This is a genomic window from Sphingomonas sp. SP5 (assembly GCF_058313455.1).
The window spans coordinates 209,924-228,089 of the sequence record NZ_JBZFLF010000004.1 but is presented as its reverse complement, the minus strand read 5'-3'; the positions used below and the strand labels follow the sequence as shown (position 1 = coordinate 228,089).

15 protein-coding genes are annotated in these 18,166 nt (G+C 67.4%); 11 read left to right on the top strand and 4 right to left on the bottom strand.

What is annotated here, in order from left to right; translation table 11 throughout:
- Positions 1–8 precede the first annotated feature (8 nt).
- The 3 genes from flgL to AC4GY7_RS11885 all read left to right on the top strand — a co-directional run bounded on the left by flgL (position 9) and on the right by AC4GY7_RS11885 (position 2,982).
- Positions 9–908 carry a flagellar hook-associated protein FlgL gene (gene flgL, locus AC4GY7_RS11895; RefSeq protein ID WP_491114263.1) on the top strand — a complete coding sequence of 300 codons (900 nt, stop codon included), beginning with the start codon at positions 9–11 and terminating at the stop codon, positions 906–908.
- A gap of 239 nt (positions 909–1,147) precedes the next feature.
- Positions 1,148–2,011, top strand: coding sequence for a flagellar motor stator protein MotA (gene motA, locus AC4GY7_RS11890; RefSeq protein WP_443583420.1), 864 nt, complete (start codon positions 1,148–1,150; stop codon positions 2,009–2,011).
- Between the two features lie 65 nt (positions 2,012–2,076).
- Positions 2,077–2,982 (top strand): flagellar motor protein MotB, encoded by a 906-nt coding sequence (locus tag AC4GY7_RS11885; protein WP_491114260.1) that lies wholly within the window; start codon positions 2,077–2,079, stop codon positions 2,980–2,982.
- 94 nt (positions 2,983–3,076) lie between these two features.
- Here the strand turns inward: AC4GY7_RS11885 and AC4GY7_RS11880 are convergent, their stop codons facing one another.
- Positions 3,077–3,568: a Ros/MucR family transcriptional regulator gene (locus tag AC4GY7_RS11880; RefSeq protein WP_491114257.1), complete on the bottom strand. Its 492-nt coding sequence runs from the start codon at positions 3,566–3,568 to the stop codon at positions 3,077–3,079.
- Positions 3,569–3,800: 232 nt separating this feature from the next.
- On the opposite strand from AC4GY7_RS11880, the gene AC4GY7_RS11875 reads away from it, so the two are divergent.
- From AC4GY7_RS11875 to AC4GY7_RS11860, 4 genes are all read left to right on the top strand, one after another.
- Positions 3,801–4,187: a hypothetical protein gene (locus AC4GY7_RS11875; protein ID WP_491114254.1), complete on the top strand. Its 387-nt coding sequence runs from the start codon at positions 3,801–3,803 to the stop codon at positions 4,185–4,187.
- Positions 4,184–5,329 (top strand): glutathionylspermidine synthase family protein, encoded by a 1,146-nt coding sequence (locus tag AC4GY7_RS11870; RefSeq protein ID WP_491114251.1) that lies wholly within the window; start codon positions 4,184–4,186, stop codon positions 5,327–5,329. Before AC4GY7_RS11875 ends, AC4GY7_RS11870 begins: the two co-directional genes overlap by 4 nt.
- A 62-nt stretch (positions 5,330–5,391) precedes the next feature.
- Entirely contained in the window at positions 5,392–6,816 is a 1,425-nt protein-coding gene (locus tag AC4GY7_RS11865; RefSeq protein ID WP_491114248.1) for a DUF4139 domain-containing protein, read from the top strand.
- Positions 6,816–8,381: a DUF4139 domain-containing protein gene (locus tag AC4GY7_RS11860; RefSeq protein WP_491114245.1), complete on the top strand. Its 1,566-nt coding sequence runs from the start codon at positions 6,816–6,818 to the stop codon at positions 8,379–8,381. The genes AC4GY7_RS11865 and AC4GY7_RS11860 overlap by 1 nt, the downstream gene beginning before the upstream one ends.
- A 36-nt stretch (positions 8,382–8,417) precedes the next feature.
- Here AC4GY7_RS11860 and AC4GY7_RS11855 read toward each other — a convergent pair whose 3' ends face one another.
- Together AC4GY7_RS11855 and relB are read right to left on the bottom strand one after the other, a co-directional pair.
- On the bottom strand, positions 8,418–8,696 hold the full coding sequence (locus tag AC4GY7_RS11855) for a type II toxin-antitoxin system RelE/ParE family toxin (protein WP_491114242.1): 279 nt from the start codon (positions 8,694–8,696) through the stop codon (positions 8,418–8,420).
- Positions 8,693–8,869: a type II toxin-antitoxin system RelB family antitoxin gene (gene relB / locus AC4GY7_RS11850; protein WP_491114239.1), complete on the bottom strand. Its 177-nt coding sequence runs from the start codon at positions 8,867–8,869 to the stop codon at positions 8,693–8,695. Before relB ends, AC4GY7_RS11855 begins: the two co-directional genes overlap by 4 nt.
- A gap of 143 nt (positions 8,870–9,012) precedes the next feature.
- Between relB and AC4GY7_RS11845 the strand changes: the two genes are divergently transcribed.
- Entirely contained in the window at positions 9,013–9,444 is a 432-nt protein-coding gene (locus AC4GY7_RS11845) for a hypothetical protein (RefSeq protein WP_491114236.1), read from the top strand.
- Between the two features lie 24 nt (positions 9,445–9,468).
- On the opposite strand, the gene uvrA is transcribed toward AC4GY7_RS11845, so the two are convergent.
- Positions 9,469–12,372, bottom strand: a complete 2,904-nt coding sequence (gene uvrA / locus AC4GY7_RS11840) for an excinuclease ABC subunit UvrA (RefSeq protein ID WP_491114233.1) — start codon at positions 12,370–12,372, stop codon at positions 9,469–9,471.
- Between the two features lie 122 nt (positions 12,373–12,494).
- Here uvrA and AC4GY7_RS11835 point away from each other — a divergent pair, with 122 nt between their 5' ends.
- The 3 genes from AC4GY7_RS11835 to AC4GY7_RS11825 all read left to right on the top strand — a co-directional run bounded on the left by AC4GY7_RS11835 (position 12,495) and on the right by AC4GY7_RS11825 (position 18,120).
- A complete protein-coding gene (locus AC4GY7_RS11835) occupies positions 12,495–12,863 on the top strand; it encodes a hypothetical protein (protein WP_491114230.1) in 369 nt (122 codons plus the stop codon).
- A gap of 260 nt (positions 12,864–13,123) precedes the next feature.
- Positions 13,124–16,129, top strand: a complete 3,006-nt coding sequence (locus AC4GY7_RS11830; protein WP_491114679.1) for a TonB-dependent receptor domain-containing protein — start codon at positions 13,124–13,126, stop codon at positions 16,127–16,129.
- Between the two features lie 143 nt (positions 16,130–16,272).
- The gene (locus AC4GY7_RS11825) at positions 16,273–18,120 is read left to right on the top strand and encodes a M61 family metallopeptidase (protein WP_491114227.1); all 1,848 of its coding nucleotides are present in this window, start codon (positions 16,273–16,275) and stop codon (positions 18,118–18,120) included.
- Positions 18,121–18,166 lie beyond the last annotated feature (46 nt).

Sequence of the window (18,166 nt, the reverse complement as noted above, 5' to 3'; positions counted from 1 at the left end):
GGCGCGCCATGCAGATCTCCACCAATCTGTTCTACAGCACCGCGTCGAACCGCCTGTCGCAGATGGGCGCGCGCGCATCCGAACTGCAGACGCAGATCTCCACCGGCAAGAAGATCCTGAAGCCGTCGGACGATCCCGCCGCCGCGCAGCAGCTCGCCGAACTCGACCGGCGCGATGCCGACGCCGCCGTCTACGGCAGCAACATGACCCTGGCGGGATCGCTGCTCGACCAGGCGAGCAGCGTGCTCAGCCAGATCAACAACCAGCTGATCCAGGCGACGACGCTGGCGACGCAGGCGGCGAACGGCACGCAGACCGATGCGACGCGCAAGGTGATCGGCACCGAGCTGAAATCCATCGTCGATTCGCTGGTCGGCCTGGCCAACACGCGCAACGTGCGCGGGCAGCCGCTGTTCGGGTCGGCCACCGGCGGCCTTGCGGTGACCGACAACAAGGACGGCACCTTCACCATCCCCGACGATGCGCCGGTATCGGAAGTGCCGATCAGCGACGGGCAGAGCGTGCAGGCGACGGAAAGCGCCAAGCGCATCTTCGACCTAGGCGGCGGCGACAACACGCTGGCCATGCTGAGCCGACTGGCCACGGCCCTGTCCACGGGCGGCGATATCTCGGCCACCATGTCGAGTTCGCTGGATTCGATCAGCAAGGCGGTCGATCAGGTCGCCGACGTCACCGCCTCGGTCGGCGCCCGTGGCGCGCGCATCGACCTGCAGCAGCAGCTGCTGACCACCGCCAACACCGACCGCAGCGAATTGCGCGGCAAGCTGGAACAGGTGGATATCACCGATGCGGTGGTCCAGCTCCAGCAGATGATGACCGCATTGTCGGCATCGCAGGCGAGCTTCACGAAGCTGTCGCAGCTCTCGCTGTTCGATTACCTGAAGTAAACGCTCCTCTCCGGAACGGGGAGGTGGCAGCCGCAGGCTGACGGAGGGGCAGCCAAGCAGGGCTGTCGCCTGGGGTTGCCCCTCCACCACTCGGCAGCGCCGAGCGGTCCCCCTCCCCGTGCCGGGGAGGAACTCCTCTCAACAAACCGCCGGCTTGGTAACCACTTGTCTAGGAAATCCGGTTAATCCGGCATGATCGGATTGCCGGCGGTGCCGGCGCGCAAGCGGGGTGTCCCACAGTGTTTCCAGCCATCGGTCTCGTCGTCCTTCTCGCCATGGTGTTCGGCGGTTTCGCCATCACCGGCGGCGCGCTTGGCCCGGTGATGGAGGCGATCCCGCACGAGATGCTCATCATCGGCGGCGCCGCCGCCGGCGCGCTCATCATCGGCAATTCGGGCTCCGAGCTGAAGGCGATGGGCGGCGGCCTCGCCAAGGTGTTCAAGGGGCCGAAGTACAAGAAGCAGGACTATCTCGACGTCATCTTCCTCGTCAGCAAGCTGATGAAGATGCTGCGCATGGACGGGCCGATCGCACTCGAGCCGCATGTCGAGGACCCGAAGTCGTCGGCGGTGTTCAGCGAATATCCGCGCCTGCTCGCCGACCACACCCTCGTCAACCTGATCGCCGACACGCTGCGGCTGGTCGTCGTCTCGTCCGGCACGCTCGACGTGCATGCGGTGGAAGAGGTGATGGATCATTCGATCAAGACCCACCACCACGAGGTGGAGGGGCCGCACACGACGCTGACCAGCCTCGCCGATTCGCTGCCCGCGCTCGGCATCGTCGCCGCGGTGCTCGGCATCGTCAAGACGATGGGCTCGATCGACAAGCCGCCTTCGGTGCTCGGCGGCATGATCGGTTCGGCGCTGGTCGGCACGTTCATGGGCGTGCTGCTCGCCTATGGCGTGGTGTCGCCGCTCGCCGGGCGCCTGAAGCAGGTGATCGATGCCGATGCCGCGATCTACGACGTGGTGAAGCAGATCATCATCGCCTCGCTGCACGGCCATCCGCAGCCGCTGGTGATCGAGGCGGCGCGCAGCGGCATCGCGCACAAGAACCAGCCGGGCTTCGCCGAAGTCTTCGACGGCTTGCGCGGCAAGTGATGACGTCTTTTCGTCAGGGTTCGGCTTGCGCCGAACCGGCCTTGCGACCGAAGGGAGCCGCATAAATGGCCCGCGCAGCCCCGCACGGCAACAACCAGCCGCCCAAGATCGTCATCGTCAAGAAGATCATCGACGGCGGGCACGGCGGCCATCACGGCGGCGCGTGGAAGGTCGCCTATGCCGATTTCGTGACGGCGATGATGGCCTTCTTCCTGCTGCTCTGGCTGCTCGGCGCGACGACGGAGAAGCAGCGCAAGGGCATCGCCGATTATTTCGCGCCGACGCTGCTCGACAAGAAGGTGACCGGCCTCGGCGGCAGCGGCGTGCTGGGCGGCGAATCGATCCTCAGCAACAACAAGCTGGGGCCGAAGGCGGCCTCCGCCCCGATCGCCTCGATCGGTATCCCGATGAGCCAGTCGGGCGGGCAGCGTAGCGGCACCGGCGACAAGGGCTCGTTGCGCAATCCCAATGCGATCGCGGCGGACAAGCAGGCGTTCGACGCGATCCGGCGGCAGCTGGAAAAGCAGATCAGCGGATCGGCGCGGCTGGCCAAGCTCGCCAGCCACGTCCGCTTCGTTCCCACGCAGGACGGCCTGCGGATCGACCTGGTCGACGATGCCGATTATTCGATGTTCGCGCTCGGCACGACCGCGCTGGATGCCAAGGCATCCGAACTGATCGGCATGATCGCCGGCACGATCGCGGGCACGCCCAACACGATCATGATCCGCGGCCATACCGACAGCGTGCCCTATGGCGATCCGCGAGCGATGAACAACTGGATGCTGTCGTCGGGGCGGGCCGAGGCGACGCGTCGCCGGCTGGCGCTGGGCGGCATTCCCGAAAGCCGGTTCGAGCGGATCGAGGGCGTGGCCGATCGCGAACCGATCATCGCCGACGATCCGGGCGATCCGCGCAACCGCCGCGTCGCGATCACCCTGCTGTATCGCAAGGGCATCTTCGGCCAATAGCCCAACGAAAGGTCGCACGGATGATGACCATCCGCGCGACTTTCGTGCCGTGGGCGGGCGGGGCCGTGCGACGCCGGCCCCGCTTGCCCCCTGCTTATGCCTCCGCGGTTTCCGCCTTGCGGCCGCGGCGGGCGGGAGCGTTGCCGCCGTCGCCCTTGCGCGCGCCGGGCTTGCGGCCGAGGCCGATCTTCTTCGCCATCGCGCGGCGGCTTTCCGAATAGTTTTCGGCGACCATCGGGTAATCGGCCTTCAAGCCATAGCGTTCGCGATATTCCGCCGGGGTGAGGCCATGAGTCGCGAGGTGGCGGCGCAAGGTCTTGTACGGCTTGCCGTCGATCAGCGAGATGATGTGATCCTTCGACGACAGCGATTTGCGGGCCGAGACGGCGGGCGTATATTCGGTCGCTGCCGGTGCTTCCACCGTCGGGCCGGTCGCGCCAAGCAGTGCAGACACGGTGTCGTGCATCTTGCCCAGAAAGCCGGGAACCTCATCGGCCGAAGTCCGGGTGTTGGGGTTGCCGAGCCAAGCAATCGTCAGTTCGGTGGCGAGTTCGACCGCGTTCAGTTCGGATGTTTCATCAGACATAGTTTGCTCCTTTGACCAAATCCCGCCGTAATCACGATCAAGCAGACGTCAACCCTGCGAACGCCAAGAATTGGCGATGTGCCAAAGAAATAACCTAGCTTAGGAACGCAAGGATGTCGTTTCGCCAAGAGCTGGATTGGTCCGACATCATCCTGCGATAGTCCTTTGTCGCAACCGCGACCCGGCGTAAGGTCACCGGACCGGTGCCGCGCCACGGCAGCAGGGAGTGGACATGAAGCGGGATCTGAGACTGACGACCGGGCTGGCCGCCGCGCTGCTGGCGAGCGGGTGCGATCGTCCGCAGGCGGATGGCTGGACGGCGCAGCGCGACACCGCAGTGTGCACCGATCGCGCGGGCAACCGCGTCGCCGACGATCAGTGCCGGCGCCAGGCGCATGCCGGCGGCCATGCCGGCGCCAGCCCGTTCCTGTGGTACTTCCTCGCGCGCAGCGCGATCATCCCGCCTTATGGCGAGCGGGTCGCGGGCGGATCCTACACCCGGGCGCCGGGGCGCAGCTATGGCTTCGCGCCGCGTGCCACCAACGTCACGCGGGCGGGCGCGATCAGCCGCGGCGGCTTCGGTGCGTCGGCGCGCAGCTTCGGCGGAGCGCGCGCATGATCCGCACGCCGATGGTGCCGCGCCCGGACTGGCAGGGTATCGTCGAGCGCGAAGGCCTGATCTGGCATACCGCCGATGGCACGCCTTATTGGAACGAGGCCGCCTGCTACCGCTTCACCGCCGCCGAGATCCGCGAGATCGAGGCGGCGACGGCCGAACTCTATCGCCTGTTCCTCGCGGCCGGCGAGGCGATCGTCGCCGACGCGGGGCTGCTGCGCCGGTTCGGCATCCCGCGCCCGTTTGACGACGCGATCCGCACCGCCTGGGACGCGGAGCCGCCTGCGCTCAACTTCGGCCGGTTCGATCTGGGCTATGACGGTGCGGGGCCGCCCAAGCTGTTCGAATTCAACTGCGACACGCCGACCGCCCTGCTGGAGGCGGCGGTGATCCAGTGGAGCTGGAAGGAGCAATGCTTCCCGCATCTCGATCAATATAACGGCCTGCACGACGCGCTGGTCGCCAAGTGGCGCGACCTGGCGCCGCACCTGCCCGCGACGCTGCACTTCGCCCATGCCGCGGAGGAGGCGGGCGAGGATGCGGTCACCACCGCCTATCTGCGCGATACGGCGGAGGCTGCCGGCATCGCCACTGCGCCGGTGCTGATCGATGCGATCGGCTGGCATCACCAGCGGCGGTGCTTCGTCGATGGCGAGGATGCGGCGATCGCGGCGATCTTCAAGCTCTACCCGTGGGAATGGCTGGCCAACGAGGCGTTCGCCGACGTGCTGCTCGAAAGCCTGTCGCGCGGCACCTTGTGGCTGGAGCCGGTATGGAAGATGATCTGGAGCAACAAGGGCGTGCTCGCCGTGTTGTGGGACCTGTTTCCCGATCACCCCAATCTGCTGCCGGCAAGCTTTGCGATCCCGGACGGCGATGCCGTCGCCAAGCCGCTGCTGTCGCGCGAGGGCGCCAACGTCTCGATCCGGCGGGCGGGCGAGATCGTCGTCGAAACGCCGGGCGACTATGGCGAGGAAGGTTATGTCTATCAGGCGATCTATCCGTTGCCGGAGGCGGCACCGGGATGCTTCCCGGTGATCGGCAGCTGGATCGTCGATGGCGCGCCCGCCGGGATCGGCATCCGCGAAGACGGGCTCATCACCGGCAATACCGCGCGCTTCGTGCCGCACGTCATCGAGGGGTAATGCGGCGTTGCCAAGCGGGCGGACGACCGGCACAACCGACGGCATAACGGGGGAGAGGCAGCATGCGGACGGCGATCATCGGACTGGCGGCACTCGGCCTGTCGGGCGCAGCACCGGCGCAGGATGCGCTGCCGCAAGCAGGGGTCCCCGCCGGACGCAGCGCGCAGGGTGACGTCTCGGCGACGATCTACACCAACGACATCGCGCTGATCCAGGACGTGCGCCAGCTCACGCTCGGCCGCGGGCAGGTGCGGCAGGACTTTCCCGATGTCAGCGCGAGCATCCGCCCCGAAACCGTGTCGCTCGGAGTGGCGGACGCCGCGATCGTCGAACAGAATTTCGATTACGACCTGCTCAGCCCGTCGAGCCTGATGGAAAAGGCGGTGGGGGAGACGATCACCCTGCTGCGCACCAACCCTGCGACGGGCGCCGAGACGCGCGAACGGGCCAAGGTGCTGGCGGTGAACGGCGGCGTGGTGCTGCAGATCGGCGACCGGATCGAGGTGCTGCGCGACGACGGCCTGCCGGTGCGTGCGATCTTCGATCGCGTGCCCGCCTCGTTGCGGGCGCGGCCGACATTGTCGGTGACGCTCGACAGCAGCCGCGCCGGCACGCGGCCCGCGACTCTGTCCTATCTCAGCCGCGGCCTCGGCTGGAGCGCGGACTACGTCGCGCTGTTCGACGACAAGAGCGGCAAGGTGGACGTACAGGGCTGGGTAACGCTCAAGAACACCAGCGGCACGACCTTCGACAACGCGCGTACCCTGTTGGTCGCGGGCGAGGTGGCGAGCGACGACGGCGAACAGACCGGCTATCGGCCGCGGCCGCCGCGTCGGCTGGGGCGGACGGTACGTGCCGGCACCGAAAGCGCCAATCGCGAGCAACTGGGCGATTTCTACCTCTACGCGCTTCCCGGCCGCACGACGATCGCCGACAAGCAGACCAAGCAGGTGAGCTTCCTCGACGTGAAGGGCACGGCCGCCCGATCCGGTTACCGGTTCGAAAACGGCTGGCTCGGCACCGCCGACGAACCGCGCAGCGCGGCGAGCGTGCTGCGCTTTTCAAACTCGGGCGCGGCGGGGCTGGGGGACGCGCTGCCCGCCGGCACGGTGCGCGTCTACGTTCGCGATGCGCGCGGCCAGCCGCAGTTCACCGGCGAGAACCGCATCGACCATACGCCGCAGGGATCGGAAATCGCGCTCGCCACCGGCGATGCCTTCGACGTGAAGGTGCAGCCGGTGGTCGTCAGCCGCACGCGGATGAGCGGCGACCGCTGGCGGACCGCGATGCGCTATACGCTCACCAACGCCCGCGCGGTGCCGGTGACGGTGGAATTGGTGCAGGGCGGCCTGGACTGGGCCGATACGCGCGTGGTCGACGAAAGCCGCAAGAGCGATCGGCCGGAGGCGGGGCGCGCGGTGTGGCAGGTGCCGGTGCCGGCCAACGGCTCGGCGATCGTCACGGCGACCTTCGACACGCGCTACTGATGCGCCGGCTGGGGCAGCTGGCGGCGGCGCTGGTGCTCGCCGCCGCTCCGGCCGCGCTGCCGGTCCGCGCGCAGGAGGCGGTGGTGGTGACCTCGCCGAAACCGCGCGACGTGGCGGTGACGGTGTATCGCAACCCCGCCCGCGGCCGCTACGAGGCGATGGACCTGCGCTGGCTGCGCGGCTTTGCGCTGGTCACCGAAACCCGCATCGTGCGCCTACCCAAGGGGCGGGCGACCCTGCGGTTCGAGGGCGTGGCGGAAGGGATCGTGCCGGTCAGCGCGATCATCGGGGGGCTGCCCGGCGGCACGGTGGAAAAGAACCGCGATGCGCGGCTGCTGTCGCCCGCGTCGCTGGTCGACGGCACCCTCGGGCGGCAGGTGACGCTGACCCGCACCGATCGCGCCACCGGCAAGCGAACGAGCGAGACGGCGACCATCGTTGCGGGGCCGCAGCCGGGCGTGGTGCTGAAGACGGCGGCGGGCATCGAGGCGTTGCGCTGTTCGGGCCTGCCGGAAGCGCTCGGCTATCGCGGCGTGCCCGCCGACCTGTCGGCAAAGCCGGTGCTGAGCGTCACCACCGATACGCCGTCGGCCCGGACGGTGACGGTGACCCTGTCCTACCTCGCCAACGGGTTCGACTGGGCGGCAAGCTATGTGGCGACGGTGCGACCGGGGGCGGATGGCGGGCAGGGCAAGCTCGACCTGTTCGCCTGGCTGACGCTCGCCAACGCCAATCCCGAAACATTCGCCAGGGCGAATGTGAAGGCGGTGGCAGGGCGGCTCAACCGGCAGGCGACCTATGACTGGATGCGGCGGGCGGGCGCGCTGTCGCTGCGCTGCTATCCGCTGGGCACGACGACATCGGACCTGCGCGACGAGGCGTTCGAGATGGCGGACGAGATCGTCGTCACGGGATCGCGGGTGATGGCGTCGATGGCTTTCGCGCCACCGCCGCCGCCGCCACCGGCTCCACCACCACCTCCGCCGCCGCCGGAGGATCTGGGCGACCTGAAGCTCTATTCGGTGCCGCGCGCGGTGACGGTGGCGCCGAATGCGCAGAAGCAGGTGGCGCTGCTGATGGCGGATGGCGTGCCGTTCGAGCGGCGGTATCGGCGCCCGGTCTATCCCGGGCAGACGATGACGGCGGTGCCGACGGGCGTGGTGCTGGTGCTGCGCAACGTCAAGGATGCCGGGCTCGGCCTGCCGCTGCCGGCGGGGACGACCGCGCTCTATGCGGGGCGCAGCGGGCATACGCCGGCGATCGGCGACGGGCTGCTGCTCGGCACCGGCACGATGACCGATCATGCGATCGGCCAGCGGGTGCGGATCGGCGCCGGCACGAGCAGCCAGGTGCTGGTCGACCAGCGCAGCGAAGGCGCCAAGGGGATGGTGCTGACGGTCAGCAACGCCAATCCCTTTGCGGTGGCGGTGGAATTGCCGATCGGCCGGGCGGGGCAGAAGGTGACGGCGCCCGGCGATGCCCTGACCGAAGTGGATGGCGTGCAGACATGGCAGGTGCGCGTCGCACCGGGCGACACGGCGAGCCTGACCTATCGGTATGAGTGAGCGCTGCCGGCGCGGGCGAGGCGGCCGCGGTGGAGGTCAGGGATATCGCTGGCGGGCGTGGAGCACCGTCAGGATCTCGATCACATCGGCGGCGACCCGATAGACGAGAATGTAATTGGGGTGCACGATCGCCTCGCGCGTGCCGGGCACGCGGCCCGGCCGGTGGATATAGGGATGATCGGGCAGGCGATCGGCGGCATGCTGGATCAGCGCCTCGAGACGATCCGCCGCTGAAACGTTGCGGGCGGCGATATAGTCGAGGATGTCGAGGAAATCGGTCGTCGCATCGGCATGCCAGACGACCGCGAGTGTCATCGAGCGCGGTGCCGATCGATGATCCTGCGAGCCTCCGCCATGACCTGATCGTGCGGGATGCAGGGGGCGGTGGATGCCAGCGCGCGTTCGACCTTGGCGCGGAACCAGGCATCATAGGCGGCGGCATCTTCGCTGGTGGCGAATTCCGACTCGATGGGGGTTAGCTCGACCATGCACACAAGGTAGCGTGTTCGACCGGTGGTTGGAAGCGTGGGGCGGGCAGCTTCCGATACCGGCCTGGCGGCCTTTCGTCCGGTGAGACGGTGCACAGCGGGACTGGGCAATTCCCTTTGTTCTCTATACGTTCTGGCGAATCATGAGCAAGGTTCGCGAACAGCTGCTGTGGAAAGCGCTCTGCGCCGTGGACGAAGCGGCGGAGGAGGCCGATGCCGGGCCGGTGCGGCCGACCTTCGCGTTGCGGTTCGCGCTGGCGTATCTCTACGCCTGCGGCAGCGGCGAGCGGTGGATGTACGATGCGTTCTGGCGCGAGATCCAGGCGCCGCCGCTGCCCGACGGCAAACCCAGCCCGCGCGGCACGATGGCGCGATCGGGATTGCAGGGCATCATGCGCAGCGTCGGCATCACGCCGACCAACGAGAGCCTCGCCGCGCTGACCGCGCGGCGGCGACGCATCGCGCCGGATGCGATCGCCCGTCGCCACCTCGCACGGCAATTGCGCGAGGCTGGCGATGCCCAGACCGCGCGCGTCGAGGACAAGGCGCGGGGCAAGGATTGCGGCTGGCTGTGAGTCCCCGGCGCTGCCGGGGACCCGCTATTCCGCCGCCTGGGCCGACGCGCCCTTGTCGAGCAGCGGGGCGAGATACCGGCCGGTGAAGCTGCGCGGTTCCTGCACCACCGTCTCGGGCGTGCCGGTCGCGACGATCTCGCCGCCCTTCACGCCGCCTTCCGGCCCCAGGTCGACGATCCAGTCGGCGGTCTTGATGACGTCGAGATTGTGTTCGATCACCACCACGGTGTTGCCCTGTTCGACCAGCGCATGCAGCACTTCGAGCAATTTGCGCACGTCCTCGAAGTGCAGGCCGGTGGTCGGCTCGTCGAGGATGTAGAGCGTGTTGCCGGTGGCGCGGCGGGAGAGTTCCTTGGCGAGCTTGACGCGCTGCGCCTCGCCGCCCGACAGGGTGGTCGCCTGCTGGCCGACCTTGACGTAGCCGAGGCCGACCTCGACCAGCATCTCCATCTTGTCGCGGATCGGCGGCACGGCCTTGAAGAACTCCGCGGCATCCTCGACCGTCATGTCGAGCACGTCGGCGATGCTCTTGCCCTTGAACTTCACCTCCAGCGTCTCGCGATTGTAGCGGGCGCCATGGCAGACGTCGCAGGTGACGTAGACGTCGGGGAGGAAGTGCATCTCGATCTTGAGCACGCCGTCGCCCTGGCACGCCTCGCAGCGGCCGCCCTTGACGTTGAAGCTGAAGCGCCCGGGCTTGTAGCCGCGCGCCTGCGCCTCCGGCAGGCCGGCGAACCAGTCGCGGATCTGGGTGAAGCTGCCGGTATAGGTCGCCGGGTTCGACCGCGGGGTGCGGCCGATCGGCGACTGGTCGATGTCGATCACCTTGTCGAGATGCTGCAGCCCGGTGACCTTGTCGTGCTTGCCAGCGAGGATGCGTGCGCCGTTCAGCGTGCGCGCGGCGGCGGCGTAGAGCGTGTCGATGGTGAAGCTCGATTTGCCCGAGCCCGACACGCCGGTGATGCAGGTGAAGGTGCCGAGCGGGATCGACGCGGTGACGCCGGTCAGGTTGTTGGCGCGCGCGTTGTGGACGGTCAGCTGCTTGCCGTTGCCCTTGCGGCGCTTGGCGGGCACCGGCACCTCGCGCGTGCCGTTGAGATAGTCGGCGGTGATGCTGGTCTTGCTCTTGAGCAATTGCTTGAGCGTGCCCTGCGCGACGATCTGGCCACCGTGGACGCCGGCGCCCGGCCCCATGTCGATGACGTAATCGGCGGTGCGAATCGCATCCTCGTCATGCTCGACGACCAGCACGGTGTTGCCGAGGTCGCGCAGGCGGCGGAGCGTGGCGAGCAGCATGTCGTTGTCGCGCTGGTGCAGGCCGATCGAGGGTTCGTCGAGCACGTACAGGACGCCCGACAGGCCGCTGCCGATCTGGCTCGCCAAACGGATGCGCTGGCTCTCGCCGCCCGACAGCGTGCCGCTGGTCCGGTCGAGGTTGAGGTAATCGAGGCCGACGTTGTTGAGGAAGCCCAGCCGCTCGACGATCTCCTTGAGGATCCGCTCGGCGATCGCGCGCTGCTGGTCGCCCAGGTGGTTGGGAAGATCGGTGAAGAAGGCGAGCGCATCGACCACCGACAGGTGCGTCGCATAGGCGATGTCGCGCATCGCCACCTTCACCGCCAGCGCCTCCGGCTTGAGGCGCGCGCCGTGGCAGACCTCACAGGGGCGCGACGACTGGTATTTGCCCAATTCCTCGCGCATCCAGGCGCTCTCGGTCTGGAGCAGGCGGCGGTTGAGGTTGCCGATCACGCCCTCGAACGGCTTCTTGACGTCGTAGCTCTTCTTGCCGTCGACGAAGGTGAGGGTGACGGCCTTGCCCTTGGTGCCGTGGAGGATCGTCTCCTGCACCTTGGCATCGAGCGATCCCCAGGCGGTGTCGAGGCTGAAGCCGAATTCGCGCGCGAGACTGCCCAGCACCTGCATGTAATAGGGGCTGGGCGGATTGGACTTGGCCCAGGGCACGACCGCGCCCTTCTTGATGCTGAGTTCGTGGTTGGGGACGACGAGGTCCTCGTCGAACAGCAATTTCTCGCCCAGGCCATCGCAGGCCGGGCAGGCGCCCTGCGGCGCGTTGAAGCTGAACAGCCGCGGCTCGATCTCGGCGATGGTGAAGCCGCTGATCGGACAGGCGAATTTTTCCGAAAAGACGATGCGGCCGGCGGGCGCGTTGTCGCCGAGTACCTCCGATTTGGGGGTGTGCGGCTCGACCGGATCCGCCGGGTCGACATAGGCGAGGCCCTCGGCAAGCTTCAATGCGGTCTCGAAGCTTTCGGCGAGGCGCGTCGCGATATCCTCACGCACCACCAGGCGGTCGACCACCACTTCGATGTCGTGCTTGAACTTCTTGTCGAGCGCCGGCGCCTCGTCAATCTCGTGGATCTCGCCGTCGATGCGGACGCGGGTGAAGCCCGCCTTCTGCCATTCGGCCAGTTCCTTGCGATATTCGCCCTTGCGACCGCGCACGACGGGGGCGAGCAGGTAGAGGCGCGTGCCCTCGGGCAGCGCCATGACGCGGTCGACCATCTGGCTGACGGTCTGCGCGGCGATCGGCTCGCCCGTGGTCGGCGAATAGGGGATGCCGACGCGCGCCCAGAGCAGGCGCATGTAATCGTAGATCTCGGTGACCGTCGCGACCGTCGATCGCGGGTTGCGGCTCGTCGTCTTCTGCTCGATCGAGATCGCCGGGGACAGGCCCTCGATATGATCAACGTCCGGCTTCTGCATCAGCTCCAGGAACTGGCGCGCATAGGCCGACAGCGATTCGACATAGCGGCGCTGCCCCTCGGCATAGATGGTGTCGAAGGCGAGGGACGACTTGCCCGAGCCGGACAGGCCGGTGATGACCGTCAGCGTGTCGCGGGGGATGTCGACGTCGACATCCTTGAGGTTGTGCTCGCGCGCGCCGCGGACGCTTATCTTGGTCAGCATGGGGCTGGTTCTACTTCTGTTCTGTAACGGAGGCTAGTCCTGGCAAGTAGGAACGCCCGAGGCACATTGAAAGCTTCCGGGTGGTGTCTTACCTTGCTGCTACACAGCGTGGAGGCGATGGCGTGGGCAAGAAGCACAAGAAGGCGAAACTCCCCAAGGAAGTGCTGGGCGTGAAGCTGCCCAAGGAGGTGCGCGAAGTGGGCGGCGCGCTGCTCGAAAAGGCGAATAGCCCGCAGGGGCGCGAGATGCTGGCGGCCGGGCTGACGATGGCGGCGGCGGCAGCCACCGCCGCCGTGGCGAAGGGCCGCACGAAGCGCGAACCGGCAGCGGCCGCCGAACCACCCGAGGCACCGCGGGCTCCGGACGCTCCGGACGCTCCGGTGCCGCCGCAGGGCACGCAGACGCAACCCGATCCGCAGGCGATCGCCGAAGCGGTGGGCAAGGCCGCCGAAGCGATGCTGGGGCGGTTATTCGGCGCAAAGAAGGTATGACCTGCTGCCGTAAAATATAGGACAATGATGACACCACATTGTGTCTGAATTACAACGCAATCTTGCTGAAATGACGTAAGCGTCACCGCCAACTCTTTACAGGATTGGTCAGAATATACACCCTGGCTCGGTCGGACGGCATGTGCCGTTCGACGTGAGCGGCCGCAGGGGGCGGTCGTCACGGGGGAAAAGATCAGGTGACCAAGACGCTTCGTTCGACGCGCAAGGCTGCGCTTCTGGCTGCTGCCACGCCGTTTGCCATGGCATTGACCGCGCTGCCGGCGCTCGCGCAGACCGCGCCCGAGCAGACCAAGTCGCCGGCGCAGCTGGAAATCGACAAGCAGGCTGTCGCGCCGACCACGACACAGGGCCAGTCCGATCAGGGCGAGAGCGCCCAGGGCAGCGACATCGTCGTCACCGGCTCGCTGTTCCGCCGCACCGACACCGAGACGCCGTCGCCGGTCACCGTGCTGACCAGCGACACGCTGGCCAAGGCCGGCATCACCACCGCATCGGACGCGATCCGCTCGATCAGCGCCGACAGCGCGGGTTCGATCGGCACCGGCTTCCAGTCGGGCTTCTCGGCCGGCGGTTCGGCGGTGTCGCTGCGCGGCCTCGGCGTGTCCTCCACGCTGGTGCTGATCGACGGACTGCGTTCGGCGAACTTCCCGCTGAACGACGACGGCCATAACGCCTATGTCGACCTCAACTCGATCCCCTTCAGCCTCGTCGACCGGATCGAGGTGCTGAAGGACGGTGCGTCCTCCACCTACGGTGCCGACGCGATCGGCGGCGTGGTCAACGTCATCCTCAAGAAGCAGTTCGTCGGCATCGACGGCCTGGTCGAAGGCGGCGTCGCCGAGCGCGGCGATGCGAGCCACCAGCGCGCGCAGCTGACCGTCGGCTGGGGCGATTATGCGGCCAGGGGCTTCAACGTCTACCTGAACGGCGAATACCAGCGTGATGGCCGCGTTTCCAATCACAGCCGCGGCTTTCCCTACAACACGCAGGACCTGACCCCGATCGGCGGCCTGGACAACAATGCGTCCGACCAGTCGCTGACCGTCAACGTGCCGACCGCCTATGTCACGCGCGTCAACCAGACTGACCTCAACAACCCGCTGTCGGGTCAGGTCGGCGCCCCGCTGACCACGCGCTACGACGCGCTGGGCCTCGCCAATTGCGCGGGGGGCACCTTTGCGGTGACCACGGGCGCCGCTCAGGGTACGGGCTGCAAGTACGACCTGGTCGACCTGTACCGCCAGATCCAGCCGCTGCAGGAGCGCTATTCGCTGCAGGGCCGCATCAGCGTGCGCATCGCCGACAATGTCGAGGGGTATATCAGCGGCAGCTACAGCCGCAGCGACGTGAGCATCAACGGCACGCCGTCGGCGATCCGCAATACGCAGCCGTTCGGCGGCGCCCCGGCGGTCGCGTCGAACAACCCGGGCATCGTGCTGCCCTATTTCGTCTGCTCGGCCGGCACCAATTGCGCCACGGCGACGGATCGTCGCCTCAATCCGAACAACCCCTATGCGACCAACGCCGCAGCGACGCCGGCGATCGCCGCCGCCAATGCCGCGCGCATCTATTACCTGTTCGGCGACATTCCGGCCGGCAGCGATCGCAAGAACGAAGTGTATCGTGCGACCGCGGGCCTCAACGGCAATTTCGGTGACGGCCGCTTCGACTGGCGCGTTGAGGGCGTCTATGCCCGCGACGAGCTGGAGCTGACGCAGCACGGCCTGCTCAACATCGCCGGCCTCGCCCGCGCGATCAACACGGGTGCGTACAATTTCGTCAATCCGTCGCTGAACACGGCCGCCGTGCGCAGCGCGATCGCGCCCGACAAGACGACGCCGTCGCATTCGACCCAGGCGGCACTCGACGCCTCACTGTCGGCGCGGCTGTTCGACCTGCCCGGCGGCCCGCTGCAATTCGCGGTCGGCGGCCAGGTGCGGCGCGAAACGCTGGAGAACAACAACCAGAACGCCGCGCTCGACACCTACGGCCTCAGCACCGCCTCGGCATTCGGCGCGCACACCGTGTCGGCCGCCTATTTCGAGGCCGACGCGCCGATCCTCGACCAGGTCGACGTCAACGTCTCCGGCCGGTACGACCATTATTCGGAAGGGTTCAGCCACTTCTCGCCGAAGGTCGGCGTCAAGTTCACGCCGTTCCAGGCGCTCGCGATCCGCGGCACCTATGCCGAGGGCTTCCGTGCGCCGACCTTCGCGGAATCGGGTCCGCGCAGCCAATATGCGGGCTTCGTGTCGACGACCCCGCCGTGCAACTTCATCCTGCAGCACGGCGGCACCGGCAGCACGACGACCTGCTCGGCGAATGGCAATCCGTACAACCTCAACTACAATCTGGGTCGCGGCCTTGCCGGCAACCCCGACCTCCAGCCGGAGATCTCGCGCAGCTTTACCGGCGGCGTGATCTTCCAGCCTGTGCGCTGGCTGAGCCTGACGGTCGATTATTACAACGTCCGCAAGAAGAACCTGATCGTCACCGGCCCCGACTTCGGCAAGGCGGTGTCGGCCTATTACAATGCCGCCAACCTTGCCGCGGCGCAGGCGGCGGTGGCTGCGGTCGGCTCGGGTTATTCGGTCAATACGACCGACGCGGTCGATCCGCTGTTCCCCAATGCCCTGCCGCGCGTGCTCATCATCAACGTGCCGTATGTGAACGCGAACTATGCGCTAACCTCGGGCCTCGATTTCTCGGCGACGGCGACCGTGCCGCTCGGCGACGGCGTGAAGTTCACCAGCCGGATCGAGGCGACCCACGTCATCAAGTACAACCTTGTCACCTCGGCGGGTACGCAGCATTATGCCGGCACGATGGGACCGTACGACCTGTCGTCGGGCAACGGCACGCCGGCGTGGCGCGGCAACTGGCAGAACACGATCGAGGCAGGCCCCTATTCGCTGTCGGCGACCGCTTATTACGTCAGCCGGATCAAGGCGGTGTCGGAGGATCAGGGACTGCCGCTCGATTGCGACAACGGCAACCTCTACACGCGCTCCTCGCCGCAGGATCTCGCCTTCTGCTACGTGCGCCGCTTCATCAACGTCGACGTCAACGCGACGGCGAAGGTCAACGACAAGTTCACGTTCTTCTTCAACGTCAAGAACGTGTTCGACGCCAAGGCTCCGGTCGCCCCGGCCGCCTATTCGAGCGCGCCGAACTTCCTGACCACCTGGCATTACGCCGGGCTGATCGGGCGCCAGTATCGCGCGGGTGCGTCGTTCCGCTTCTGATCGGCCGATCGCCGGTCGTGTCGGAGGAGGGTTCCGGTTCGGGACCCTCCCTTTTTTTATGGGTGTCGCTTGCACTCGGCCGATTGCGAAGGGCATCGTCGCGCCTTGCTACAGGGGATGACGGCGTGCGGATGGTAAGCGGAATGATCGCGTTGGGCCTGCTCGCGGGCGGCTGGGGTGGCCTTGCACAGGCGCAGACCTTTGCCGAGGCGGAGGCGGCGCAGCGGGCGCAGGACCCCGGCGCGGCGGCGCCGGTGCAGTATGACGTGTCCTTCCCCAACGCAGTGCATCACGAGGCGCAGGTGACCGCCACGTTCCGCGGCGTGCCGGCGGGGCCGCTGCGGGTGCAGATGGCGCGGTCATCGCCCGGCCGCTACGCGATCCACGAATTCGCCAAGAACGTCTATGCGGTGTCGGCAAAGGACGGGCGCGGGCGGCCGCTGGCGCCGACCCGCACCGATCCGTACGGCTGGAGCGTCGCCGGGCACGATGGCACCGTCGTCGTCACCTACACGCTGTTCGGCGACTGGGGCGATGGCACCTATGCGCAGATCGACACCACCCACGCGCATCTCAACATGCCGGCGACCTTCCTGTGGGCGACCGGGTATGACGACAAGGCGATCCGCGTCCGCTTCCGCCCCTACGATCCGAAATGGCGGATCGCGACGCAATTGCCGGCGGCGAAGGGGACCGACACCTATTGGGCGCCCAACCTGCAATATTTCATGGATAGCCCGACGGAGATCAGCGACTTCGCGACGCGCGAATGGCCGGTCACCGATCCGACCGGCAAGCGCTACGTGGTGCGGCTGGCGGTGCATCATACCGGCACGGACGCGGACCTCGATACCTATACGGCCAAGGTAAAGCGGGTCATCGCGCAGCATTACCGCCTGTTCGGCCGCGCGCCGCGCTACGATTACGGCACCTATACCTTCATCGCCGATTACATGCCGCAGATCGCGGGCGATGGCATGGAGCATCGCAATTCCACGATCATCACCGACAAACGCAGCCTCGCCGACGCCAAGTTCGCGCAGATCAACACGCTGTCCCATGAATTCGTGCACAGCTGGAATGTCGAGCGGCTGCGCCCCGCCGAGCTAGAACCGTTTGATTTCACCCGCGCCAATCCGACCCCGAGCCTGTGGTTCGCCGAAGGCTTCACGCAATATTACGGGCCGCTGATGATCCGCCGCGCCGGCGAGATGAGCGTGGATGCCTATCTGGCCAGCCTAGGCGGCACGCTGGACTATGTTCTGAACCGCGCCGGGCGGCGGTATGGCGGGCCGGAGGAGATGAGCCTGCGCGCGCCGTTCGTGGATGCAGCCAAGGCGATCGATCAGACCAACGCCAACATCTTCATATCTTATTACCCCTATGGCGCGGTGGTGGCGCTGGCGCTCGACCTGCAGTTGCGGCAGCGGTATCCCGGCCTCTCGCTCGACAACTACATGCGCCACCTGTGGGAGACGCGCGGTGATACCGAGCGGCCCTACACCCCCGCCGACCTGGAGCGGGGCCTAGCCGAGGTGACGCGCGATCCTGCCTTCGCCAAGGCGTTCTTCGACGGCAGCGTGCATGCGAGCGGCCTGCCCGATTACGCGCCGCTGCTCGCGCAGGCGGGGCTGACGCTGCGTCCGGCGGATGCGTCGAGCGGCTGGCTGGGGCTGAACCTGCAGGCAGGGGGCGGTGCGGTGACGGTCGCCGAGGCGCCGGCGCCGGGTACGCCGGCGTATCTCGCAGGGCTTGAGCGCGGCGACACGCTGCTGAGCGTCGATGGCAAGCCGGTCGGCGACACGGCGGCGCTGGACGGCCACAAGGCCGGCGACCGCGTCACGCTGCGCTGGGTGCAGCGGGGCAACCAACGCGAGGCGACGCTGCGCTTCGCTGCCGACCCGACGGTGGAGATCGTGCGCAGCGAAACGGCGGGGGTGACGGTGACGCCACGACAGCTGGCGTTCCGCAAGGCATGGCTGGGCGAGTGAGGAGCGCATCCCGCTGAAAATGCGCCATCCTGGATCAGTGTAACGG